This window comes from Seonamhaeicola sp. MEBiC01930 (assembly GCF_045277075.1).
Classification (GTDB): domain Bacteria; phylum Bacteroidota; class Bacteroidia; order Flavobacteriales; family Flavobacteriaceae; genus Seonamhaeicola.
Genome location: NZ_CP104270.1, coordinates 1,267,641 through 1,290,480, shown reverse-complemented (window position 1 = coordinate 1,290,480; position 22,840 = coordinate 1,267,641). Strand labels below are relative to the sequence as shown.

Sequence of the window (22,840 nt, the reverse complement as noted above, 5' to 3'; positions counted from 1 at the left end):
AATGAAGTTTAATAAACACATATTAATTTTAATAGTATTGCTAATTTCAAGCTTTGCCGTGGCTCAAGTAAAATTTGAAGCTAAAGCGAGCAAGAAAAAGCTTGGAATTAATGAACGCTTACGTGTTGATTTTGAAATGAATGAGGACGGTGATAATTTCAATCCTCCGGGTTTTGCCAATTTTACAGTTGTTGGTGGGCCTAACCAATCGGTTAGTAATTCATGGGTAAATGGCACTAGAACTTATAAGAAAACGTATAGTTACTTTTTAACACCTAAAAAAAGAGGTGTTTTTACTATTTCACAAGCAACAATAGAGGTAAATGGTGAGATTTATAAAACGCTTCCAATAAAAGTAGAGGTTACAGAGGCGGTTGATAAACCTACAGATCCTAATGACCCTAGTTATATAGCTTCAGAAGGGATACATTTAGTTACAGAGGTTTCAAAATCTAAACCGTATTTAAATGAAGCCATATCCGTGGTTTATAAATTATATGTTGCGCCTAATATTCGTATTCAAACACCTGGAACGGTAGATGTTCCAACTTTTAAAGATTTTTGGAGTCAAAGCATTGAAATTAAAGAATTAAGGTTAGAACAAGGTACTTATAAAGGAGAGGATTATAGCTATGTGGTTATGATGAAAGAAATGCTAATTCCTCAAAAAACAGGAGATTTAAAAATACCTGCGTTAGTTTTAGATGTGCCAGTACAAGTACCAACAAACAGGCGTGATATTTTTGGTAGCAGGATAATGAAACGTGTTAATAAAAGAGTAACCTCTGGAACTAGAACACTTCAAGTTAAATCGTTACCTGAAACGGGAAAACCAATTGATTTTACAGGTGCGGTAGGTGACTTTAAAATGAATGTTTCAGCATCAAAAAAAGAACTTGATGCTAATGAGTCATTACAAGTAAAGATTAGTGTTAATGGAAACGGAAACTTAAAACTATTTAAGTTACCTAAAATTTCTTTACCAAGTTCCTTAGAAGTTTACGAGCCAGAACATAATGAAAAAGTAAAGACTAATTTATCAGGGATGCAAGGTAGTATTTCAGATAGTTATACCGTTGTACCTCAATATAAAGGTAAATACCCAATACCAAGCATTTCATTTTCTTATTTCGATTTAAAAACAGAGAGTTATAAGCGTTTATCTTCAGAAGAAATAGTTATAGATGTTCTAAATGGTCCATCTTCAAGTAATGCTAATTCAGACAATTCTAATGTATTAAGCGCAAACAAACAAGCTGTTATATTAAATAATGATCAGTTTGCTTTTATTAAAACTAAAACTAGTTTTAGCAATGTTAATCCAACTAATTTTTTTAAAACTAATACATTTTGGGCACTGCTTTTAGCACCTTTTTTAGCTATTCCATTGGCTATTCTAGTTAGAAAGAAAAAGGTTAGTAGAGATGCAGATGTTTATGGAAATCGAATAAGGAAAGCAGATAAACTAGCCAGAAAGTATTTAAAAGGTGCCAAAAAATCGCTTGGTAAAAAGGAAGATTTTTATATAGCTTTAGAAAAAGCTTTACATAATTATTTAAAGGCAAAATTATATATTGAGACTAACGATTTAAGTAAAGATAAAATTAATAGTTTGCTAAAAAGCAAGGGGGTTGAAGATGCCACTATTAAAGATTTTATGGGCATTTTAGAAAATTGTGAATTAGCAAGATATACACCCGTAGATCAAGTAACTATGCAAGAAGATTACGAAAAAGCGGCTAAAACTATTTCTTTAATTGATAAACAAGCAAGGTAATTTCATAATGACTAAATCATTGTACCCAATTGAAATGAAGAATTTATTGAAACATATAGTTTACATATTTGTCGTGTTAATTGGTATTGGTGTATTTGCTCAAAATAAATCTTTATTTGAGGAAGCAAATACATTCTATAATGACGGAAAGTATGCCGAAGCTATAGATAGGTACAATGCGATTTTAGAAACCAACCAGCATTCTGCCGAATTATATTATAATTTGGGTAATGCACATTATAAACTTAATCATATTGCGCCAAGTATTTTCTATTATGAAAAGGCTTTGAAACTTAATCCAAATGATTCAGATATTGAAAATAATATTGCATTTGCTAGAAATATGACCATTGACGCCATAGAAGTTATACCTGAGACAGGTTTTTCAAAATTTGTTAAAAACATAACCAATGGTTTAAGCTTTGATAATTGGGCAAAAGTCTCAATAGCAATGGTTTTCTGTTTCGTTATTTTGTTTTTAATGTATTATTTTGCCTATGCTACTCTTACTAAACGTTTAGCTTTTTTAGGTAGTTTAACAGCTTTATTTTTAGTTTGTGTAACACTTGGTTTTGCATTTCACAAGTTCAACATTGATAAAAAGGATAACCCAGCAATTGTATTTGTACAAGAAACTAAGGTTAAAAGTGATCCCAATTTAAGAAGTGAAGAAGCCTTTAGATTACATGAAGGAACTAAAGTACAAGTGGTTGATGAATATAAGAATTGGAGTAAAATTCAGTTATCTGATGGGAAAACGGGATGGTTAATTTCAGAAGACATTAAACTGTTTAATGATTTTTAATATTTCCTTAACAATAAAAAGTATATATTTGCTTTTCAAATTTTTTTTAAATAAAGTGTCAAAACGAATTATATCCATCTTTTTTTGTGTAATATTTACGGCCTTTTTAACTGCGCCTACAATTATTACGTTGGTTGATGATTCTGTTGATATTTCTGTTTTCTACACTTCGGCTGAAGAAGAAGAAAAGGGTCATGAAAAAAATAAAGACACTGAGAAATTATTTTTTGAAATCTTATCTACAGAAACGGCTTTTGCCTTTTCTAACATGGATAGTGAACTGGAGTATTTTTATAAAAAATATTCTAAACCCCATCTAAACCTGATATCTCCGCCTCCCAGGTTAGCATAATATAAATACATAGTTACTTTTTGGCTTTTTAGCCGCTTAATTAATTTTTTAAAACACCCTTAATAAAGTCTAGGGTGCAAATATTTATGTTATGTTTAAAACAATAAAAAATGATTTACCGGCAAGTATTGTCGTGTTTTTTGTCGCATTACCATTATGTTTAGGTATTGCATTAGCTAGTGGAGCGCCACTTTTTTCAGGACTAATTGCTGGAATTATAGGAGGTATAGTTGTTGGAATTTTAAGTGGATCTCAAATAGGTGTGAGTGGTCCTGCTGCAGGTTTAGCAGCTATAGTTTTTGCCTCAATTGGAACATTAGGAGGTTTTGAAAACTTTTTAGTGGCCGTTGTATTAGGAGGAGCAATTCAAATATTATTTGGAGTTTTAAAAGCAGGTGTTATAGGATATTATTTTCCATCATCGGTTATTAAAGGGATGCTTACAGGTATTGGTCTTATTATTATTCTTAAACAAATTCCTTATTTTTTAGGTTATGTTGCTCCAAAGGGAGAAGGTACTTTTGAACAAATTTACAGTTCACTTTCAAATATAAATATGGGTAGTACTGTAATAGCTGTTATTGGTTTAGGAATTTTAATTCTATGGAGTAATGTACTTGCTAAAAAGGCCAAAATCTTTCAGTTAATACAAGGTCCACTTGTAGCGGTAATTATTGGAATTATTTTCTTTTCATTCTTTGGTTCATCTGGTGATTTGGCAATTCAAAAAGAAAGCTTGGTAAATGTGCCAATTCCATCTGATGTGTCGTCATTTTTTGGTCAGTTTACCTTTCCTAATTTTGCGGTAATAACAGAAGGAGATGTTTGGATTACGGCCTTCACGATTGCATTAGTTGCAAGTTTAGAAACCCTATTATGTGTTGAAGCCACAGATAAAATTGATCCTTTAAAAAGAGTTACGCCAACAAATAAAGAATTGTTAGCGCAGGGTACGGGTAATATTTTGTCTGGTTTAATAGGTGGACTACCTATCACTCAAGTTATCGTAAGAAGTTCGGCTAATATCCAATCTGGAGGGAAATCAAAATTATCGGCTATTATACATGGTTTCTTTTTAATTATTTCAGTTATAGCCATACCAAAATTACTTAACTTAATTCCGTTATCTGTATTAGCAGCTATTTTGTTAATAGTTGGTTATAAATTGGCAAAACCTGCTTTGTTTAAGCAAATGTATGATTTAGGTTGGAAACAGTTTATCCCATTTGCTGTTACTGTTTTTGGAATCGTATTTATTGATTTGTTATACGGTATAGGCTTAGGTTTAGGCGTTGGAATTATTGTAATACTACTAAAGAGTTACCAAAATTCTCACTTCCTTCATATAGAAGATAAAAGTAACGGTAAACACAAAATTAAAATGTCACTTGCAGAAGAGGTTACCTTCTTTAACAAGGGTGCTATTTTAAAAGAACTTGATAGTTTGCCAAGAGACACCTATTTAGAAATAGACCTGATGAAAACTAGGTTTTTAGATAATGATATTATTGAAATATTAGAAGACTTTTTATTTAAAGCCAAAGAACGACATATAGATATAAAGTTAACATCTAAACGTGGAGAAGTAGAAAACCCTGATAGTTTTATAGAATTCTTTAGAACAAGACCAAAGTCTAATTTAAGCTTAAGTTAAATTATTATGAGTATCAATAGATATAAAATATTAGTGCTTTCAGACTTAAAAAATAGTTCAGATACTATTTTAAAGACCACAGCTAATTTGGCTAAAATGGTTGGTGGTGATATTGACCTTTTACATGTAAGAAAACCGGTTGATGTTGTCAAAAATGACAATCAGTTATCTTCAATGCGTACCATAAATAGGGATTACCTTGCTAGTAAAAATCACATTGAAAGTATTATTAAATCTATTGATAAAGCTGTTAATATAAATTATAGCTTAATTTACGGTAATGTGAAGCAGGAAATAGAAGAGCAAATTCAATATACAAATCCAGATATTATTGTACTTGGAAAAAAGCGGTTTAATGCTCTAAGACTTGCAGGAGATAGAGTTACAAAGTTTGTGCTCAATAAGTATAAAGGTGTTGTTCTTATTGCATCTAATGATAAAATATTAGTGCCAAATGAGAATTTGTCTGTAGGCGTTTTAAATGGTTTAGAACATGCTAATGAAAGTTTAGCCAAACGCTTAATGGATTACACCCAAAAGCCTATAATGTCATTTAAAATTCAAAAGCCTAATGAATCTGTAAAAGAATCAAATGGTAATACATCTTCAAATGATACGGTTGAATATATTTTTGAATCAAGTAGTAATTCTATTAATACACTATCTAATTATGTGGTAAAAAATGATATTGATTTATTATGTATTAACAGAGAAATAGAGAGTTCTAGAAAAGGTAAACTTTCCTCTAGCAATTTAAGTAAAATGATTAGGAAACTTGATGTTTCCATGCTATTGGTAGATTAAGTATTTAGAATCTTGTTTACATATTTTAAATATTTGAGAAATATTTCACATGAAAAAACAGACATATAGGGCGTATCTGGCAGTATTAGTTTTACTAATGCTGCCTGTATTTGCACAAGCTCAAGAAAGTAGTTTAGGAAACTGGTTAATTTATATAGGTAGTAAAAAGCTAGACCAAAAATGGAATTTGCACCATGAGGTTCAATATAGAAATTATGATGCCATAGGAGATCTAGAACAGCTTCTTTTAAGAACCGGATTAGGTTATACTTTTAATGAAGGTAAGAACAACGTATTATTAGGGTATGGATATATTCTTTCTGAAAATTATATTGGAGATACTGATAATAAAACCTCGGTTAATGAACACCGTATATTTCAGCAGTTTATATCTAAACAAAAAGTTGGGAACGTAAGTTTAAGTCATCGTTACAGATTTGAACAGAGATTTGTAGAAAGTGATTTTAAAATGCGATTTCGGTATTTCTTAGCTTTTAAAGTTCCTTTTAAAAACAAAGAAAAGGGGAACAGCAAACTTTATTTATCTGCATATAATGAGATATTTTTAAATACCAAGAGCTCTGTTTTTGATAGAAACAGGGTCTATGGAGGTTTAGGGTATACGTTTAACCAAAACGTTAGAATTGAAGCTGGTTATATGAATCAATTTTTTGAAACTGGAGGAAGAGATCAGTTCAATTTAATAACCTTTGTGAATTTTTAGGTTTGTAAGAAAAACTTAAAAGTACTATCTTTTTGTTTTTATTTTTAAACTAAAAAGTATCAAAAGATGAAAAACTTATTTTCAAATTTAAAGGGAGACGCTTTCGGTGGAATAACTGCAGGAATCGTTGCCCTACCCTTGGCATTAGCCTTTGGGGTGTCTTCAGGTTTAGGCCCAAGCGCCGGACTTTATGGAGCTATTTTTATTAGTTTTTTTGCTGCGCTTTTTGGTGGAACAAACACTCAAATATCGGGTCCTACAGCGCCTATGACTGCAGTAAGTATGGTTATTATTGCTGCTATTATTGCTGCCAATGAAGGAGATGTGAATAAGGCTTTACCTATAATTTTAGCAGTTTTCTTATTAGCTGGACTAATGCAAATTGGCCTAGGTATATTAGGTTTGGGTAAATATATAAGGTATATCCCTTATCCGGTTGTGTCTGGTTTTATGACTGCTATTGGAGTTATTATTTTAATAACCCAAATATTGCCGTCAATTGGTTATTACTCAAAAGAAGATACAGAATTTGTTGACCAGTTTAAACCACTGGCAGAAGAAATAATTCTTGATAATATATTAAAGGAAGAAGCAGGAGAAGGAATTCTAGTTTTAGAAGATTTTAAAGAAACTATTAAAAGAGCAGAAAGAGTAACACCAGATGACATTCTAAAGGAAAGTAAAACCTTAGCAGGTAAAGAGGCATCAGGTGTTTTAGGAACCCTTAAAGTATTGCCAAGGGCTTTAAAGCAAATTAATTGGTTAGAATTAATACTGGCCTTAGGCACCATACTTATTATTTATGGTTTTAAACGTATAACCAAAGCAGTTCCTAGTACATTGGTAGCTTTGGTGGTAATGACAGGAATAGCTATTGGTTTTGGTTTAAATTACAGACCCATTGAAGAAATTCCTAGTGGGTTGCCAATTCCTAATCTCGAGATATTTTCTGAATTTAGATTGAGTAATCTTACGCCATACATATTTACTGCTCTTACTTTATCTCTATTAGGAGCTATTGATTCTTTGTTAACAAGCGTAGTTGCAGACAATATGACCAAGACTAAGCATAAGCCAAATAAAGAATTGATAGGGCAAGGTATAGGTAATAGTATAGCTGCAGTTTTTGGAGGTATTCCAGGTGCGGGTGCAACTATACGTACTGTAGTTAATATTACTTCTGGAGGTAAAACAAAGCTATCAGGTATGATAGCAGGTCTTTTGCTTTTTATTATTTTACTAGGTTTGGGACCCATAGCATCTAAAATACCGGCTGCGGTTTTAGCAGGTATTTTAGTAACGGTAGGAATTGGCGTAATGGACTATAAGGGTTTAAGAGCCATTCCAAGTTTACCAAAAGATGTTAAAATTGGGCCCATTAAGTTTAGTATGGAAGTTGTTATCATGCTTACAGTATTAATTTTATCAACCTTCTGGAATTTAGTTTATGCAGTTGGAATTGGGTTGGTAATAGCCTCTTTAATGTTTATGAAAAAAATTGGAGATTTAACTGCAGAACGTTCTGATGTTAAACCGCTAAAAGAAGAAGCATGGGCTGATGAAGTAGATTTTCCGGATAACCTTAAAGAAGAAGTATTTATAAAGCATATTAAGGGACCTTTATTCTTTGGTTCAACAAGCGATTTTCAGCAGTTAGCTAGCCAAATACCTGAAACAGCTAAAACTGTTGTAATTCGGTTTGACCGTATGCAATATATGGACCAGTCGGGGTTATATGCTTTAGAAGATATGTTACTAGACTTAAGGAAAAAAGGAATTGACTTTCTGTTTGTTGATTTATTAAGACAACCACGATACATGATGGAGCGAATTGATATTATACCAGATTTTGTTCCTGAAGACCATATTTTTGACACTTTTGATGAGTGTATGGCATGGATAAAAGAAAATATAGAAGATAAATTTTAATAAAAAATAATCGAAAAACAATTATGAAATTAGCTATATAACTAGGGATTTGTACCTGTTAAAATGGTGAATTCAAATAACAATTAAAAACAATAAAAATTAAACAAATGAAAAACATAGCAATTACAAAAGCAGTTCAAGATACATTAACACCAGCTGCTGTTATACAAGATTTATTAGAAGGAAACCAAAGGTTTGTAGAAGGTAGTGGGCAGGCAGTAGATAACTCAGCTTTAGTTGAACAAACTGTTGGTGGACAATTCCCAAAGGCAGTGGTACTTTCTTGTATAGATTCTCGTGTTCCTGTTGAAACAGTATTAGACCAAGCTATTGGTGATATTTTTGTTGCACGTGTAGCTGGTAATTTTGAGAATGTAGACATTTTAGGAAGTTTAGAATATTCTTGTAAAGTAGCAGGAAGTAAGGTAATCTTAGTATTAGGTCATGAGCATTGTGGTGCTGTTAAAGCCGCATGTGATGGTGTAGAGCTTGGAAATATTACAGATTTGTTATCTAATATTTTACCAGCTGTAAAACAATCGGCTGATGAAGTTGAAGGTGAAGCTAATTCATCAAACTCTGAGTTTGTTGCTAAAACTGTTGAAAACAATGTTAAACTTACAATTGAAAGAATTAAAGAGCGTAGCCCAATTTTAAAAGACATGGAAGCAGCTGGAGAAATTCAAATAGTTGGTGGAGTTTATATGTTATCATCAGGGAAAGTAGAGATGGTTTAATTTATATAAAACCAATAGAAAGGCCGCTTTAAGCGGCTTTTTTTATGCTTCATTATGTATGAGTTTATAAAGTTCAAAGTATTTCTTAGAAAATATTTTTAACTCCTTTTTGGTTTTAATATGATGGATAAGATAAGAAATACCACAAAGTAGAATGAAAACAATCAGCATTATCCAATTAAATTGAAATAAAAAGAAAATGAACAGAATTAAAAAGAAGGTATTTGTGATTAATGATAAAATCTTAATTGTTGATCCAAAACCAGATTTTAAGACAAACTTATTTTCATCATTTAATTCTCCAATTACAATATAGTTATTAGGGAAAATCGATCTCTTTAATTCAAATTTTTCGCTTTCAATTTTTCCTTTATAGAACTCTCTTGAAACCAATTCATTTAGAACTTTTAATGATTTTTCGTTTTTGGTAATGGTTTCTTTCATTGAATAACTTTAAGCCTCATTATTCAATTCTTCCTCCGATTCAGAAGGCTCTTTATTTTCAAATTCTAAAATATAGGGTAAAACTACTGGCACTAAAGCCTTTACATGAGTATATAAAATGGAAGATTCTAAATCATCTTCATCTGCAAACGGAATCGTTTTATTAAACTTATCAAATACAATTAAAACAACACTAAGTATTACGGCAATTTTTAATGCACCAAAAACAGCACCAAGAAGTCTGTTTATAAGGCCTAAAGCTGCAAAATTAGCTATTTTAGTTAGTGCTTTTCCTGCCATACCAATTACAACTACTATAACTACAAATGTAATGGCAAAAGCAACTATGTTAATGTATTTCAGTTCCCAATCAACCTTTTCAATCAAGAAATCGGCTGCAAAATTACTAAAGTGAATCGCACCATAAACGCCAGCTACCAAAGCTACTAAAGAAGCAACTTCAACAAAAAGCCCTTTAGAAAAACCACGTATTAAACCAAACAATATTAAAGCCCCTAAAACAATGTCAATTACACCCATAATATTTCAATTTAAACAAATATAAATAAGTCGTACATAGTTTATTAACTTTGCCAATTAAAAATTAGTATGTCTAGAGACGAACAATTAAAAGAAAGATGGGAGCAGGTGGTTGAAAAATTGTCTAGTCAATTTGCTGATGGAGACCCTTTAGACCTTGATGCTATTATTTACCTAATTGGTGTTCAGGAGCTTGGGCAATTAGATAGAGTCTTTAAAAAAGATCAAAAGCTAGACCTTATGCATATTGCTATTTGCAAGCTACTAACGCCTTATGGCTATTACGAATTAGATTTTGTAGACCCAGACGGGTGGCCACATTATAAGATGCTTGAAGCTTTGCCACATTTAAAAGCCGGTGAACAAAGTGTTTTAATGAAAGAAGCTATTGTAAACTATTTTATTGAAAGCGAATTTATAGATTAACTTTTATTAAATTTGCCCTCTATTTTTGAATTAATATCATGATTGATAAATTAAAAGAACTCATAGCTGATGCGGAAGCCTTTAAAGCCCAAACTAAAGAAGAGGTTGAAGCTTTCCGTATTAAATACTTAGGTAAAAAGGGATTGTTAAACGATTACTTTGCTGAGTTTAAAAATGTAGCTAACGAGCAAAAGCGTGAGTTTGGTCAAACTATAAATCAGTTAAAGAAAACGGCCGAAGACAAAGTAAAAGCCCTAAAGGAAGAGTTAGAAAGTAAGGAGGAAGTAAAAGGTATTTATGGGGACTTGTCTAGACCAGGTGAACCTATTGAAATTGGAGCACGTCATCCTATTTCTATAGTTAAAAATCAAATTATTGATATTTTTTCACGTATTGGGTTTAATGTAAGTGAAGGTCCAGAAATTGAAGATGACTGGCACAATTTCACCGCATTAAATTTACCAGAATATCACCCCGCTCGTGATATGCAGGATACGTTTTTTATTCAAACCAATCCTGATATTCTTTTAAGAACGCATACCAGTTCAGTGCAAGTGCGTTATATGGAAAACAACCAACCACCTATTAGAACCATTTCTCCGGGGAGAGTGTATAGAAACGAAGCTATTTCAGCACGGTCTCACTGTTTCTTCCATCAGGTAGAAGGTTTGTATATAGACAAAGATGTAAGTTTTGCAGACTTAAAGCAAACACTTCAATACTTTACCACAGAAATGTTTGGGAAGTCTGAAATTCGCCTACGTCCGTCATACTTTCCATTTACAGAACCAAGTGCTGAGGTAGATGTGTATTGGGGTTTAAAAACCGAAACCGATTACCGTATTACAAAAGGAACTGGTTGGTTAGAAATTATGGGTTGTGGTATGGTAGATCCTAATGTATTAGAAAACTGTGGTATTGATTCTAAAGAATACTCTGGTTTTGCATTTGGTATGGGGATTGACCGTATTGCTATGTTACTACATCAAATTGGTGATATCCGTTTATTAAGTGAAAATGATGTGCGTTTCTTAGAGCAGTTTAAGAGTGCTTTATAATTTCCTTATTACTTATTAATGAAAAAGGACATTGAAATTCCACAAGTAGAAGGTGTTTATGTGGCGGTAGTAAATGAGTACAATGATGTTTACAATACCCAAGATTGGAATGCTTACATTATTAATGATAAAGATGTAGATCTAGAAATGGTAATCATTGTAACCAGTGGTTTTTCAGAGAGCAAGACTACATCGGTATTTAGAAAGCGATTGGACAAGCTTCCTAAAAAGAGTTATGCGAAAATTGAATTGATTCAAGAAGACTTGTTTGCTTTAAATAATACTTTTAAGGTGTCTTTTTTTGAAGGAAATTCTATGTTTGATAAAACCTATTTATTTAGAAAAAATACTATAAATCTTAAAGCCTTACAGCCTATCCCGTTGATGGATGTTAAAGGTGTTTTGGTAAAGTAAGGTTAATTCAACTTTTCAGTTAATTTTTTAAAAACTTTTTTAGGGTTTTTCCCCTCATAAAGAATAGCGTACACCGCATTAATAATAGGTATGCGGGTTCTTTTATTATTTCTAACGTAAAGTTGGTGAGCGCTTTTGGTAGCATAATACCCTTCTGCAACCATATTCATTTCCATTTGGGCAGACTTTACCGTGTAACCTTTACCAATCATATTTCCAAACATTCTATTTCTTGAAAATACAGAGTATCCAGTAACCAATAAATCGCCTAAATAAGCAGAGTTGTTTATGTTTCGTTTCATTTTGTGTCGCTTTTTTATAAACCTATTCATTTCACGAATAGAATTACTCATAAGCACACTTTGGAAATTATCACCATAGCCTAAACCATGGGCAATACCAGCAGCAATGGCATATATGTTTTTTAGCATAACGGCATACTCCACGCCTATAACATCATCACTAACTTTTGTTTTAATATAATTTGATGATAAACTATCTGCAATTTGTTTTGCTTTAACTGTATCAGAACAAGAAATGGTAAGGTATGATAAACGCTCTAATGCTACTTCTTCGGCGTGACATGGACCCGCAATTACTGCAATATTTTCATAGGGTAAATTATAATATTCGTGGAAGTGTTCACCAACCAATAAACCCGATTCAGGCATAATACCTTTTACTGCAGAAACTATGGTTTTATTTGAAATATCAACCGTGAGTTTTTCAAGTTCACCGTGTATGAAAGCAGATGGAATTACAAAAAATAGCACATCTGCCCATTCTGCAGTTTCATTAATATCATTACTAAGCTTTAATTGCTCTAAATGAAACTCAACAGAACTTAGATAATTTGGATTGTGCTGTTCTTTTAAAAGATGTTCTTTGGTAAAAGTACTACGCATATACCAACCAACTTCGTCAAGATTTTCACAAAGCATTTTCACAATGGCTGTTGCCCAACTTCCAGCACCAAAAACTGCATATTTTAAAGGTTTATCCATATATCCTAAACTCAATTCTTTTTTAAAAGTACGTAAAAATAATAAAGGCTATTAGCTAAACAAACCTTAATAATATTTTTTTGGCACGCGTTTTGAATTCTAGAAAGTAGAAACCCTAAAATGAAAAGATATGAAGACCATAAAATTACTTTTAAGTTTTGTTTTATCAGCAAGCTTGTTTACATCATGTTATACCGAAGTTCATGTAGATGATTTTATTGATGAACCTACAATTTCTTTGAATCAGTTATTAAATTCATATGAGTTATGGTATGTAGATATCAACGCTACCAAAGGTTTTGGGGAAACACCATTTTTACAAAAAGCATTTACCATTTCATTTAGAGGAGGGGTAGTATTTGCTAACAACAATATTGCGGGGTTGGGAAATAACGGCAATGGATTTGGAATAGATGTAGGTGAATATGATGCATATAGTATGATTCTTGATGTAACCCATGATATTGATGGCTTTTCAACCTTTGATGTTTTTCAGGTAGATAATAACACTATAGAATTATATAATCCTAATAATGATACCTCATACTTTTTAGACGGGTATCAACGAAGTAATTTTGATTATGATTTTGTGTTCTATGATAATATTCATTATTTCTTACAAGAGTACGAAGCATGGGAGAAAATCTACACTAGTGAATTTGGAGCAATTAATGAATTTGATAATGAAAACTTTTTACGGTTTTTAGCAGGAGGGAATGATTCTGAATTTCAAAGTTCACAAGATGATGTTGGAACAAATGTGAATAATTTAGAGTGGGATTATTTGGGGGTTTATGGTGTTGGAGATGTGACTGGTGAGATGTACCTAAAAACTTTAACATTAGATTATGATTTCTTTGACAATGAATTTTTTGAATTGACCGTTATTAATGATGAAACTATAGAGTTATTTCACCCAACTTCAGAAACAGTATATGAGTTTAAGGGACGGGGATATATACAGTATTTAAAACAGGTTAATTCTAAAGGTAAAGTAAAACAAGTTGAAAAGAAACGTAAGTTTAAAAAAGAAAGGGTAGATAACCCAAGAGAAAATACAAGAAATTAGAAGAACAAATATTTTGGTTGGTTAGTTTAGAAACCGTTTAAAGTTACTTAGCTTTATTCGGTTTCTTTTTTTTTTTGATAGCACAAGTTTTTTTTTATTATGACATCTAAAGACATAGTTGAAAATAAACCATTAATAATTTATTGGGTCTTAGAGTAAAAGTTTTAATAATATTTATTGTGCAAAATCCATTAAGAATTACAAAAATGAGAGTTTTTTCATTTATTAAAAATATAGGAATAAAAGTGTTTGGGATCGGTAATATGAATCCACTAGAAGTATCACAAGCGGCTGTTATTGAAATGAGGCTAGAAGAAATTGCCGCTATAAAATTGGAAGAAATAATTTTTGATTTGAAATTAAAAGTAAAAGGTTTATCTATTTCTATTGATGATTGTGTAGCAATAGTTAAAGGTATTGCACATAATCAAGAAACTAAAGAAAAAATCATTTTAATTATAGGGAATTGTTCTGGGATTTCTAAAGTAAAGGATAAAATGAGTGTGGAGCATGAAGAAACTGAATCGAGTTTTTATACGGTAGAGAATAAAGATTCTTTAGGGAAAATTGCTAAATTATTTTACAACAATCCTAAATTATATTATAAAATATTTGAAGCGAATAAACCCATGTTGTCACATCCAAATAATATTTACCCTGGGTTAGTATTAAGGGTTCCTTGTTTATAGGGCAATTTTTTACACTATAAATGGGTTAAATTAGCCTATGAAGTTTGGTGTTTTAAGTAAATAAAATTTTGTAATTGCACTTATTTATAAAAATTCATTTCGTCTAGGTATTCCCAAACATGTTCCGGTAACAAAGGTTGTGTGTTTTTGCCTTCTTTTATAGATTTTCTAATAAAAGTTGAAGAGATTTCCATTATAGGCGCATCAATAAAATGAACTTTTTTGTGGTTGTTAATTTTGGGTTCTATTGGTTCTTTTGATATTCTGGGATAAACATAAATATGATAATTTTTAAGAATTAACTCGGCATTTTTCCATTTATGCAAATGATTCAAATTGTCTTCACCCATAATCAAACAAAACTCATGGTCTGGGTATTTTTCTTCTAAATGAACTAATGTGTTAATGGTATAATTTGGCTGAGGTAATTTAAACTCAATATCGCTTGGTTTTAATTTCGAGTAGTCTTTAGTAGCCCTATAAACCATTTCTAATCGTTGGTAATTATCCAGTAAAGTGTTTTTCTTTTTAAAAGGATTATGTGGGGTAACTACAAACCAAACTTGATCAAGGTCACTAAATTCTGCAAAATGGTTGGCAATAACCAAATGCCCAATATGAATGGGATTAAAAGAACCAAAATATAAACCAACCTTCATTATTAAGTGTTTATAAAGTTTTTAACCAAGGCTTCAGCATCTTGAAAAGCATTTTCTAAACTATCATTAATTACAATTTCATCAAATAATGGGGCTGTTGCTAATTCTGCAGAGGCTTTAGCAACTCGCATACTTATTTTTTCATCACTTTCAGTCTTGCGTTTCTTTAGCCTAATTTTAAGCTCATCAACACTTGGTGGTTTTACAAAAATGGCCAATGTTTGCTCTGGGAATTTACGTTTAATACGTAATCCTCCTGAAACATCAATATCAAAAATAACATGTTTCCCTAAAGCCCAAATACGTTCAACTTCGGTTTTTAAAGTTCCGTAAAAGTTGTCTCTATAAACTTCTTCCCACTCTAAAAACTCTTCGTTTTTTATTTTGTTTTTAAACTCATTCGCAGATAGGAAATAATAATCTTTACCATCAACCTCTGCACCTCGTTTATCCCGAGAAGTAGCCGATATTGAAAACTCTAAATTCAAATCTTCAATACCTAATAAGTGCCTTACAATGGTAGTTTTTCCTGAACCAGAAGGTGCTGAAAAGACTATTAACTTGCCTTGTTTATTTTTGTTACCTGTCAATATTTTAATTTTTAATAATTTGCTTTAGGTGATGCTCTAAATGTTCTACATAATCTTCAATCAAAAACCTTAAATCTACTATCTCACCTTTATCTAATTCTATTTTATAACCCAAAGTGGTTGTGTTCTGTAACAATATTACTTTTAAAATCCTATGGTTTAATGACAACCAAAGATTAACTATTTCTCTAGTCTCCGCGTTCTGATAATTGTTTGATTCAACTAAACCATTTTGATTATATGGTCTTATTTTATAGGGTTTACTTACAAACTGAATTTCAGTAAAACGTTGAAGATTATTAATTGCTGAATCAATTAAATGCCCAAGAATTTCTTTTTTCGACCATTTATCTGGAGTAGGCTTACACGTGTTTTCAGACTCTAATGATTTTAAAAAAAAATCTGAACCTAAATTTAGTGAAGCTTTTAATCTTTCAACCAACTCATTCATCAAAGATTGCTACAAAACATTTAATAACTGTTCTTTAATTTTTTCAAGTTCATCTTTCATTTGCACTACCAATTGCTGCATTGGCGCAAAATTACTTTTAGAACCTATAGTGTTTATTTCTCTTCCTATTTCCTGACCTATAAACCCTAATTTTTTTCCATTAGAATCATTAGAGTTTAGGGTTTCTATAAAATAATTTAGGTGGTTTTTTAAACGTACTTTTTCCTCTGTGATATCAAATTTCTCAATATAATAAACCAGTTCTTGTTCAAACCGATTTTCGTCATATTTCTCCTTCAAGTCTTCAACCCCTTTAAGTAATCTTTCTCTAACTGCTTCAACACGTTCTGGGTCTATTTTAATTACTTTATCTAAAAGAATATCAATATTCTTCACTCGTTTTATAAAATCTGTTTCTAGCACTTTGCCTTCGTCTTTTCTATAAGTGTTTATTGCAACAACAGCATTATTGATTTCTGTTTGAATGCTTTTCCATTCATTTTCATCAATTTCTTCTCTTACCGTATTAAGTGCATCTGGAAATCTTACAGCCATTTTAAGCAACTCTATTTCATCACCATCTACAACGCCTTTTAATTGATTAATATATTGCTGTACTACAGGTTTGTTAATTTGAGAAGACGAGTCTTCTCCTGTAACTTCAACATAAATAGAAAAATCTACTTTACCGCGCACTAAACTATTGGCTAATTGTTTTCTTATAAGTAATTCCTTTTCCCTATAAATAGAAGGCATTCTTGCATTTAAATCAAGGTTTTTACTATTTAGAGACTTTAACTCTATAGTGATTTTTTTTGTGGGCAGTTGCAAAACAGATTTTCCGTAACCTGTCATTGAATAAATCATAAACGTGTATTTAAGTTAGCAAAGGTAATTAAAACCTGAATGCCTAGAAAATTACAAGCCTAAGGAAAAGAATACTTTATTACTTGTTTAAAGCTTGAGCTAAGTTGCAAACAACAAATAACAAGGATTCAACAAATTTTACAGCACATGTTTGTTAGCGCACACGATATAAATTCGCTTTTTTTATTTGAAACATGCTTTTGCAACAAAAGTTCTATTAAGTGCTGTATTTGTTTTAATGTTATTTTTTTTATCTATATAGTTTTAGCCTCACAAACTAAACCGAAAAATCTAAATAGAAAAATCTATTTATAAAAGCATCCATTTTATGAAAATCATACTTATAAGAGTAATTATTGTAGCAGGCTTAATATTTACATTTTCATGTAATAAGGAAAACAAAAGCGTTTCGCATCCAAATATTAATATAGAATCTAAAATAGATAGTATTTTGTCACTTTTAACTTTAGAGGAAAAGGTGGATTTATGCCATGCTCAATCTAAATTTAGTACTAAAGGGGTTGAAAGATTAGGGATACCAGAAATATGGATGTCTGATGGACCACATGGAGTAAGAGCTGAAATAAGTTGGGATTCTTGGGATTATGCTGGTTGGACAAATGATTCCATAACAGCATTTCCAGCATTAACTTGTTTAGCAGCTACATTTAACCCAGAATTGGCAGGTGATTATGGGTTTAACTTAGGGGAAGAAGCCCGATTTAGAAATAAAGATGTGTTATTAGGTCCAGGGGTGAATATTTATAGAACACCATTTAATGGAAGAAATTTTGAATACATGGGAGAAGACCCATTTTTAGCATCAACAATGGTTGTGCCTTATATTAAAGGAGTACAGAAAAATGGAGTGGCTGCTTGTGTAAAACATTACGCCCTAAATAATCAAGAACATTGGAGAGATGAGGTTAACGTAGAAGTTAGTGATAGGGCCTTACATGAAATTTATTTACCTGCTTTTAAAGTAGCTGTACAAGATGCTAAGGCATGGGCTTTAATGGGAGCTTATAATAAATTTAGAGGTCAATACACAACCCATCATGAGTTATTAACCAATAAAATTCTTAAGGGAGACTGGGGTTATGATGGTGTTGTAATTAGTGATTGGAGTTCTGCTCATAATACATTAGAGGCTGCAAATAATGGATTAGATATAGAAATGGGAACTGGTACAGATGGGTTAGGTTTTACAACAGAAAATCACTATTCAAAATACTATTTAGCAGATCCTTTCTTAGAGAAATTAAAAACAGGTGAAATATCTGAAGAGGTATTAAATGATAAAGTGAGAAGAGTTTTAAGACTTAGGTATAGAACTAATTTGAGTGAAAATAGGCCTTTGGGAAGAGCAAATAACATAGAACATCATGAGGTAGCTAGAGAGGTAGCATCAGAAGGGATTGTATTACTTAAAAATGAAGATAATTTCTTTCCAATAAAAGACAAAGCAGGTTTAACAATAGCTGTTATAGGCGAAAATGCTACAAGATCTATGACTGCAGGTGGTGGTTCTTCAGAATTAAAACCAAAATTTGAAATCTCACCTTTACAGGGTATTCAAGAACGTTATAGAAAAGCTACTGTGTTACATACTATGGGGTTTGAATCAGGGCGTTCTGAATATGATATTGTGCATCCGTCAACATTAGATCAAGATTCTTTAAAAGTTGAAGCTATTAAGCTTGCAGAAAAGGCTGATATAGTTCTATTTGTTGGAGGGCTAAATAAGAGTCATTTGCAAGATTGTGAGGGCGATGATAGACAGCAATATGGATTACCTTTTGGACAAGAAGAACTCATTGGTGAAATTTCTAAAGTAAATAAAAATTTAGGTTTTATTTTGGTAACTGGAAATTCTGTAGAAATGCCGTGGTTAGATAAGGTTAAAGGCTTGTTAGAAACTTGGTATTTAGGTAGTATGGCAGGACATGCTATTGCAGATGTAGTAAGTGGAGATGTAAATCCATCTGGAAAATTACCTTTTACCTTCCCTAAAAAGTTAACAGATAATGCAGCACATTATTTTGGTGTGGAATCTTACCCTGGTGTTCATATAAATAATGAAAAAACAAGAAATAGTGAAACAGCGTTATTGAATGCAGAGATAAAGTCTCAGGTTAGTCCAACCCAAGAATATAAAGAAGGTATTTTGGTAGGTTACCGTTGGCACGACACTAAAGAAATTGAACCGCTTTATGCCTTTGGATATGGACTATCTTATACATCATTTAATATAGAAAATATTAGTGCTGACAATGAAACTTTTAATCAAGACGGTAAAATAACCATTACATGTGATGTTACAAATACTGGTGATATGGCTGGTGCAGAAGTTGTTCAAATATATATTGGTAAATCAGATTCTAAAATCGAACGTGCTAAAAAAGAGTTAAAAGGTTTCACCAAAGTTAATTTAGAAAAAGGTGAGAATAAAACGGTTTCTATAACAGTAGATGTTTCAAAGTTGAAATATTATAATGAATCTAAATCTGATTGGGATTTTGAAACCGGAGATTATGAAATTTATGTTGGAAATGCTTCAAATAACATTTCTAAAACACTTAAAGTGACTGTTTTATAACAATAGTTTTAGTTTAATAATGATACAAAGAGCATTCTGCATATTAAGTTTTTTAATCATTTTTGGATGTAAATCCGAAAAAAAAGAAACAATGGCAATAAATCTAAAAGCTGAATTAGAATATGAAATACCTGCGCAATTGGGTGAAGGTGCTTTTTGGAATTATAAAACCCAAGAGTTGTACTGGATAGATATTGAATCTAAAAAAGTAAATATTTATAACCCTAATACAAAATTAAATAGAGTTTTTGAGACTAACTCAAGGGTAGGAACTATAGTTCCTACAGATAAGAAAGATGTGTTAATAGCCTTAGAAGATGGGGTGTATAACTTGAATATTAATTCAGGAGAATGCACCCCGTTTACTAAAATGAAGAATGAACTTATTGGATGCAGATTAAACGATGGTAAATGTGATCCTTCAGGTAGATTTTGGGTAGGCTCCATGCATTTTCAACAAGAAGAAGGAAAAGCCAATTTGTACATGGTAAATGCAGAGGGAGAATTAGAAAACAAAAAAGAAAGGGTGACTATTTCTAATGGTATTGTTTGGACTTCAGATAAAAAAACAATGTATTATATAGATACGCCAACTTCTGAAATAAAGGCTTATGATTATGATGACGAAACGGGTAACATTTCCAACGAAAGAGTAGCCGTAACTATTCCTTTAGAATTGGGTTTTCCGGATGGGATGACTATAGACGATGAAAACATGCTTTGGGTAGGTATGTGGAATGGCAATGCGGTAATTAGATTTAATCCCAACACTGGAGAAATTTTACAAACTATAGAAGTGCCTGCTCATAACGTAACATCGTGCGCTTTTGGAGGTGAAAATTTAGAAATCCTTTATATCACAACAGCGTCATTAGATATGACGGATGAAGAACAGAAAAATTATCCGCTATCTGGGTCGGTGTTTAAAGTAATTCCAGGAGTAAAAGGTGTTGAAAGTTCGTTTTTCAAATCATCATCTAAAAACGAAAACTAATCATGAAAAAAATCATATGCCTATTGTTGGTAACTGTTTTTTTTACTTGTAAAGAAAACAATATCCAAAAATCTCAAAATTCAAAAGAAGAACAATTTATTAATGAATTATTGTCTAAAATGACAATAGAAGAAAAAATTGGTCAAACCAATCTTCGCGGGACTTCAAGTAGAACAAAGATATTACCAGAAGAATTAAAGGAAGCGGTTAGAAAAGGAGAAATAGGAGCCTTCTTAAACGTAATGAATATAGATTATGTAGACGAACTCCAAAAAATAGCCGTGGAAGAAAGTCCAAATGGAATTCCTTTAATTTTTAGTAGAGATGTAATTCATGGTTTTAAAACTATTTTTCCTATTCCATTAGGTATGGCAGCAAGTTGGGATGTAGAAGTAGCCAGAACATCTTCTGAAATCGCAGCTTATGAAGCTTCCGCTGCTGGAATTAGGTGGACATTCGCGCCAATGCTCGATATCTCAAGAGATAGTCGTTGGGGAAGAATTGCAGAATCCCCAGGAGAAGACCCTTATTTGGCAAGTGTTTTAGGTAAAGCTTATGTTGAAGGTTTTCAAGGAGAAGATTTAAGCGATTCAACCAAAATTGCTGCTTGTGCTAAACATTTTATTGGTTACGGGGCAGCTATTGGTGGTAGAGATTATAATACCGTGAACATGAGTGAACCATTACTTAGAAATGTTTATCTACCTCCATTTGTAGCAGCTTTAAATGCAGGTTCGGCAACCGTTATGACTTCATTTAATGAAATTAATGGCATTCCAGCTACAGGTAACGAGTATTTATTAAAGGAGGTGCTTAGAGAAGAACTAGAGTTTGATGGTTTTGTAGTTAGCGATTGGAATTCTACCATAGAAATGATTAAGCATGGTTTTGCCAGAAATTATAAACATGTAGCAGAATTATCGGCAGTAGCTGGTATGGATATGGAAATGACCAGTACATCTTATGAAAACCATTTAAAAGAGTTAATAAAGGAAGGGAAAGTTTCTGAAGCACAATTAGATGACTTTGTACTAAACATACTCCGTATAAAATATAGATTAGGATTATTTAAACGGCCCTATACCAATAGGGCGCATACAGGTAACTTTTATGCTGAATCACATTTGAAAGAAGCTAAAAAAGCAGCAGTTAAAAGTACTGTTTTGTTGAAAAATGAAAATAGTATTTTGCCATTAAAAAAAGAAGCTAAAGTAGCTGTTATTGGGCCTTTAGCAGATGCCCCACATGAACAATTAGGAACTTGGACTTTTGATGGCGAAAAAGAACATACCGTTACTCTAATAGATGTCTTTAAAGAAAGTAATGCAAATTATAGATTTGAAAAAGGCTTGACACATAGTAGAGATAAATCTAAAAAAGGTTTTGCATCGGCCATAAAAGCTGCGAAACAAGCAGATGTGATTCTGTTTATTGGAGGTGAAGAAGCTATCTTATCTGGTGAGGCTCATAGTAGAGCGAATATAAATTTACCTGGAGTACAAGAAGAATTAATTAATGAATTATCAAAGTTGAATAAACCTTTGGTTTTGGTAATTATGGCAGGAAGACCAATTTCAGTTTCAAATATTTTAGAAAAAACAGAGGCCATTCTTATGGCGTGGCACCCTGGAACTATGGGAGGACCTGCGCTTTATAATATTATTTATGGTGTTGAGGAACCAGAAGGCAGGTTACCGGTGTCGTGGCCAAAAACAGCAGGCCAGTTGCCTTATTTTTACAATCATAAAAACACAGGAAGACCTGCAAATGACCACCAATTTGTTGGTATAGATGATATTCCTATTCATGCGTGGCAAAGTTCATTAGGAAACGATTCACATTATTTAGACGCCGGTTTTACACCTCAATTCCCATTTGGTTATGGGTTGAGTTATTCAAATTTCAAATATGAAAAGCTATCTGTTTCAAAGGATACCATCAGTTTTAATGAAGATGTAACTCTTAAAGTTACAGTGACTAATACAGGAGATAGACCTAGTAAAGATATTGTTCAACTTTACACCCAAGATGTTGTGGGAAGTATAACAAGACCAGTTAAAGAACTTAAACGTTTTGAGCATGTTTACTTAGATGCTGGTGAATCCAAAGAAGTTACATTTACTATTTCTTCAAATGATTTAAAATTTGTAAATCATAAATTAATAAATGCCGCTGAAGAAGGGGATTTCAATGTTTGGGTTGGGCAACATGCGCTTAGTGGTTTAAAAGGTTCTTTTTACTTGAAAGAATAATT

23 protein-coding genes are annotated in these 22,840 nt (G+C 32.0%); 16 read left to right on the top strand and 7 right to left on the bottom strand.

The window, feature by feature from the left end; translation table 11 throughout:
* The first annotated feature begins 1 nt into the window (after position 1).
* The 8 genes from N1F78_RS05570 to N1F78_RS05535 all read left to right on the top strand — a co-directional run bounded on the left by N1F78_RS05570 (position 2) and on the right by N1F78_RS05535 (position 8,782).
* Complete coding sequence (locus N1F78_RS05570; RefSeq protein WP_406685196.1) at positions 2–1,777, top strand: BatD family protein; 1,776 nt, start codon at positions 2–4, stop codon at positions 1,775–1,777.
* A 7-nt stretch (positions 1,778–1,784) separates the two neighbouring features.
* Positions 1,785–2,582, top strand: coding sequence for a tetratricopeptide repeat protein (locus N1F78_RS05565; RefSeq protein WP_406685195.1), 798 nt, complete (start codon positions 1,785–1,787; stop codon positions 2,580–2,582).
* A gap of 55 nt (positions 2,583–2,637) precedes the next feature.
* Positions 2,638–2,934, top strand: coding sequence for a hypothetical protein (locus N1F78_RS05560; RefSeq protein WP_406685194.1), 297 nt, complete (start codon positions 2,638–2,640; stop codon positions 2,932–2,934).
* 91 nt (positions 2,935–3,025) lie between these two features.
* Positions 3,026–4,588 (top strand): SulP family inorganic anion transporter, encoded by a 1,563-nt coding sequence (locus N1F78_RS05555; protein WP_406685193.1) that lies wholly within the window; start codon positions 3,026–3,028, stop codon positions 4,586–4,588.
* A gap of 6 nt (positions 4,589–4,594) precedes the next feature.
* On the top strand, positions 4,595–5,392 hold the full coding sequence (locus N1F78_RS05550; protein WP_406685192.1) for a universal stress protein: 798 nt from the start codon (positions 4,595–4,597) through the stop codon (positions 5,390–5,392).
* 49 nt (positions 5,393–5,441) lie between these two features.
* Positions 5,442–6,116: a DUF2490 domain-containing protein gene (locus N1F78_RS05545; protein ID WP_406685191.1), complete on the top strand. Its 675-nt coding sequence runs from the start codon at positions 5,442–5,444 to the stop codon at positions 6,114–6,116.
* A gap of 66 nt (positions 6,117–6,182) precedes the next feature.
* On the top strand, positions 6,183–8,045 hold the full coding sequence (locus tag N1F78_RS05540; protein ID WP_406685190.1) for a SulP family inorganic anion transporter: 1,863 nt from the start codon (positions 6,183–6,185) through the stop codon (positions 8,043–8,045).
* A gap of 107 nt (positions 8,046–8,152) precedes the next feature.
* A complete protein-coding gene (locus N1F78_RS05535; RefSeq protein ID WP_406685189.1) occupies positions 8,153–8,782 on the top strand; it encodes a carbonic anhydrase family protein in 630 nt (209 codons plus the stop codon).
* Between the two features lie 42 nt (positions 8,783–8,824).
* Here N1F78_RS05535 and N1F78_RS05530 read toward each other — a convergent pair whose 3' ends face one another.
* Both N1F78_RS05530 and N1F78_RS05525 read right to left on the bottom strand, forming a co-directional pair.
* Positions 8,825–9,226 (bottom strand): hypothetical protein, encoded by a 402-nt coding sequence (locus tag N1F78_RS05530; protein ID WP_406685188.1) that lies wholly within the window; start codon positions 9,224–9,226, stop codon positions 8,825–8,827.
* Between the two features lie 9 nt (positions 9,227–9,235).
* The gene (locus tag N1F78_RS05525) at positions 9,236–9,766 is read right to left on the bottom strand and encodes a CvpA family protein (RefSeq protein WP_406685187.1); all 531 of its coding nucleotides are present in this window, start codon (positions 9,764–9,766) and stop codon (positions 9,236–9,238) included.
* Positions 9,767–9,835: 69 nt separating this feature from the next.
* On the opposite strand from N1F78_RS05525, the gene N1F78_RS05520 reads away from it, so the two are divergent.
* From N1F78_RS05520 to N1F78_RS05510, 3 genes are read left to right on the top strand one after another with little or no spacing between them, the layout of a single operon-like run.
* A complete protein-coding gene (locus N1F78_RS05520) occupies positions 9,836–10,192 on the top strand; it encodes a hypothetical protein (RefSeq protein ID WP_406685186.1) in 357 nt (118 codons plus the stop codon).
* 38 nt (positions 10,193–10,230) lie between these two features.
* Entirely contained in the window at positions 10,231–11,250 is a 1,020-nt protein-coding gene (gene pheS / locus N1F78_RS05515) for a phenylalanine--tRNA ligase subunit alpha (RefSeq protein ID WP_406685185.1), read from the top strand.
* Positions 11,251–11,268: 18 nt separating this feature from the next.
* Positions 11,269–11,664 carry a hypothetical protein gene (locus N1F78_RS05510; protein WP_406685184.1) on the top strand — a complete coding sequence of 132 codons (396 nt, stop codon included), beginning with the start codon at positions 11,269–11,271 and terminating at the stop codon, positions 11,662–11,664.
* 2 nt (positions 11,665–11,666) lie between these two features.
* On the opposite strand, the gene N1F78_RS05505 is transcribed toward N1F78_RS05510, so the two are convergent.
* A complete protein-coding gene (locus N1F78_RS05505; RefSeq protein WP_406685183.1) occupies positions 11,667–12,668 on the bottom strand; it encodes an NAD(P)H-dependent glycerol-3-phosphate dehydrogenase in 1,002 nt (333 codons plus the stop codon).
* A 130-nt stretch (positions 12,669–12,798) separates the two neighbouring features.
* Between N1F78_RS05505 and N1F78_RS05500 the strand changes: the two genes are divergently transcribed.
* Both N1F78_RS05500 and lysM read left to right on the top strand, forming a co-directional pair.
* Complete coding sequence (locus tag N1F78_RS05500) at positions 12,799–13,737, top strand: nicotinic acid mononucleotide adenyltransferase (RefSeq protein ID WP_406685182.1); 939 nt, start codon at positions 12,799–12,801, stop codon at positions 13,735–13,737.
* Between the two features lie 143 nt (positions 13,738–13,880).
* Positions 13,881–14,426, top strand: a complete 546-nt coding sequence (lysM, locus tag N1F78_RS05495; RefSeq protein WP_406685181.1) for a peptidoglycan-binding protein LysM — start codon at positions 13,881–13,883, stop codon at positions 14,424–14,426.
* A gap of 80 nt (positions 14,427–14,506) precedes the next feature.
* On the opposite strand, the gene nadD is transcribed toward lysM, so the two are convergent.
* Genes nadD through N1F78_RS05475 form a run of 4 tightly spaced genes read right to left on the bottom strand, consistent with a single transcriptional unit; the run spans position 14,507 to position 16,993 of the window.
* The gene (gene nadD / locus N1F78_RS05490; protein ID WP_406685180.1) at positions 14,507–15,085 is read right to left on the bottom strand and encodes a nicotinate (nicotinamide) nucleotide adenylyltransferase; all 579 of its coding nucleotides are present in this window, start codon (positions 15,083–15,085) and stop codon (positions 14,507–14,509) included.
* A 2-nt stretch (positions 15,086–15,087) separates the two neighbouring features.
* Positions 15,088–15,675 (bottom strand): guanylate kinase, encoded by a 588-nt coding sequence (gmk, locus tag N1F78_RS05485; protein WP_406685179.1) that lies wholly within the window; start codon positions 15,673–15,675, stop codon positions 15,088–15,090.
* Between the two features lie 4 nt (positions 15,676–15,679).
* Positions 15,680–16,126: a DinB family protein gene (locus tag N1F78_RS05480; RefSeq protein WP_406685178.1), complete on the bottom strand. Its 447-nt coding sequence runs from the start codon at positions 16,124–16,126 to the stop codon at positions 15,680–15,682.
* A 9-nt stretch (positions 16,127–16,135) separates the two neighbouring features.
* Positions 16,136–16,993, bottom strand: coding sequence for a YicC/YloC family endoribonuclease (locus N1F78_RS05475; protein ID WP_406685177.1), 858 nt, complete (start codon positions 16,991–16,993; stop codon positions 16,136–16,138).
* 328 nt (positions 16,994–17,321) lie between these two features.
* Between N1F78_RS05475 and N1F78_RS05470 the strand changes: the two genes are divergently transcribed.
* The 3 genes from N1F78_RS05470 to N1F78_RS05460 all read left to right on the top strand — a co-directional run bounded on the left by N1F78_RS05470 (position 17,322) and on the right by N1F78_RS05460 (position 22,838).
* Positions 17,322–19,592, top strand: a complete 2,271-nt coding sequence (locus tag N1F78_RS05470; RefSeq protein WP_406685176.1) for a beta-glucosidase family protein — start codon at positions 17,322–17,324, stop codon at positions 19,590–19,592.
* A gap of 91 nt (positions 19,593–19,683) precedes the next feature.
* Positions 19,684–20,586 (top strand): SMP-30/gluconolactonase/LRE family protein, encoded by a 903-nt coding sequence (locus N1F78_RS05465; protein WP_406685175.1) that lies wholly within the window; start codon positions 19,684–19,686, stop codon positions 20,584–20,586.
* A 2-nt stretch (positions 20,587–20,588) separates the two neighbouring features.
* Complete coding sequence (locus N1F78_RS05460; protein WP_406685174.1) at positions 20,589–22,838, top strand: glycoside hydrolase family 3 N-terminal domain-containing protein; 2,250 nt, start codon at positions 20,589–20,591, stop codon at positions 22,836–22,838.
* Positions 22,839–22,840: the final 2 nt, after the last annotated feature.

Excerpts from the sequence above, each read along its gene's own strand:
- N1F78_RS05555 (WP_406685193.1), top strand. The coding sequence starts at position 3,026 with ATGTTTAAAACAATAAAAAATGATTTACCGGCAAGTATTGTCGTGTTT.
- N1F78_RS05540 (WP_406685190.1), top strand. The coding sequence starts at position 6,183 with ATGAAAAACTTATTTTCAAATTTAAAGGGAGACGCTTTCGGTGGAATA.
- N1F78_RS05480 (WP_406685178.1), bottom strand. The coding sequence starts at position 16,126 with ATGAATGAGTTGGTTGAAAGATTAAAAGCTTCACTAAATTTAGGTTCA.
- N1F78_RS05520 (WP_406685186.1), top strand. The coding sequence starts at position 9,836 with ATGTCTAGAGACGAACAATTAAAAGAAAGATGGGAGCAGGTGGTTGAA.
- N1F78_RS05505 (WP_406685183.1), bottom strand. The coding sequence starts at position 12,668 with ATGGATAAACCTTTAAAATATGCAGTTTTTGGTGCTGGAAGTTGGGCA.
- N1F78_RS05525 (WP_406685187.1), bottom strand. The coding sequence starts at position 9,766 with ATGGGTGTAATTGACATTGTTTTAGGGGCTTTAATATTGTTTGGTTTA.
- N1F78_RS05535 (WP_406685189.1), top strand. The coding sequence starts at position 8,153 with ATGAAAAACATAGCAATTACAAAAGCAGTTCAAGATACATTAACACCA.
- N1F78_RS05500 (WP_406685182.1), top strand. The coding sequence starts at position 12,799 with ATGAAGACCATAAAATTACTTTTAAGTTTTGTTTTATCAGCAAGCTTG.
- N1F78_RS05530 (WP_406685188.1), bottom strand. The coding sequence starts at position 9,226 with ATGAAAGAAACCATTACCAAAAACGAAAAATCATTAAAAGTTCTAAAT.
- N1F78_RS05570 (WP_406685196.1), top strand. The coding sequence starts at position 2 with ATGAAGTTTAATAAACACATATTAATTTTAATAGTATTGCTAATTTCA.
- N1F78_RS05550 (WP_406685192.1), top strand. The coding sequence starts at position 4,595 with ATGAGTATCAATAGATATAAAATATTAGTGCTTTCAGACTTAAAAAAT.
- N1F78_RS05465 (WP_406685175.1), top strand. The coding sequence starts at position 19,684 with ATGGCAATAAATCTAAAAGCTGAATTAGAATATGAAATACCTGCGCAA.
- nadD (WP_406685180.1), bottom strand. The coding sequence starts at position 15,085 with ATGAAGGTTGGTTTATATTTTGGTTCTTTTAATCCCATTCATATTGGG.
- N1F78_RS05545 (WP_406685191.1), top strand. The coding sequence starts at position 5,442 with ATGAAAAAACAGACATATAGGGCGTATCTGGCAGTATTAGTTTTACTA.
- N1F78_RS05565 (WP_406685195.1), top strand. The coding sequence starts at position 1,785 with ATGACTAAATCATTGTACCCAATTGAAATGAAGAATTTATTGAAACAT.
- N1F78_RS05460 (WP_406685174.1), top strand. The coding sequence starts at position 20,589 with ATGAAAAAAATCATATGCCTATTGTTGGTAACTGTTTTTTTTACTTGT.
- N1F78_RS05470 (WP_406685176.1), top strand. The coding sequence starts at position 17,322 with ATGAAAATCATACTTATAAGAGTAATTATTGTAGCAGGCTTAATATTT.
- pheS (WP_406685185.1), top strand. The coding sequence starts at position 10,231 with ATGATTGATAAATTAAAAGAACTCATAGCTGATGCGGAAGCCTTTAAA.
- N1F78_RS05475 (WP_406685177.1), bottom strand. The coding sequence starts at position 16,993 with ATGATTTATTCAATGACAGGTTACGGAAAATCTGTTTTGCAACTGCCC.
- N1F78_RS05510 (WP_406685184.1), top strand. The coding sequence starts at position 11,269 with ATGAAAAAGGACATTGAAATTCCACAAGTAGAAGGTGTTTATGTGGCG.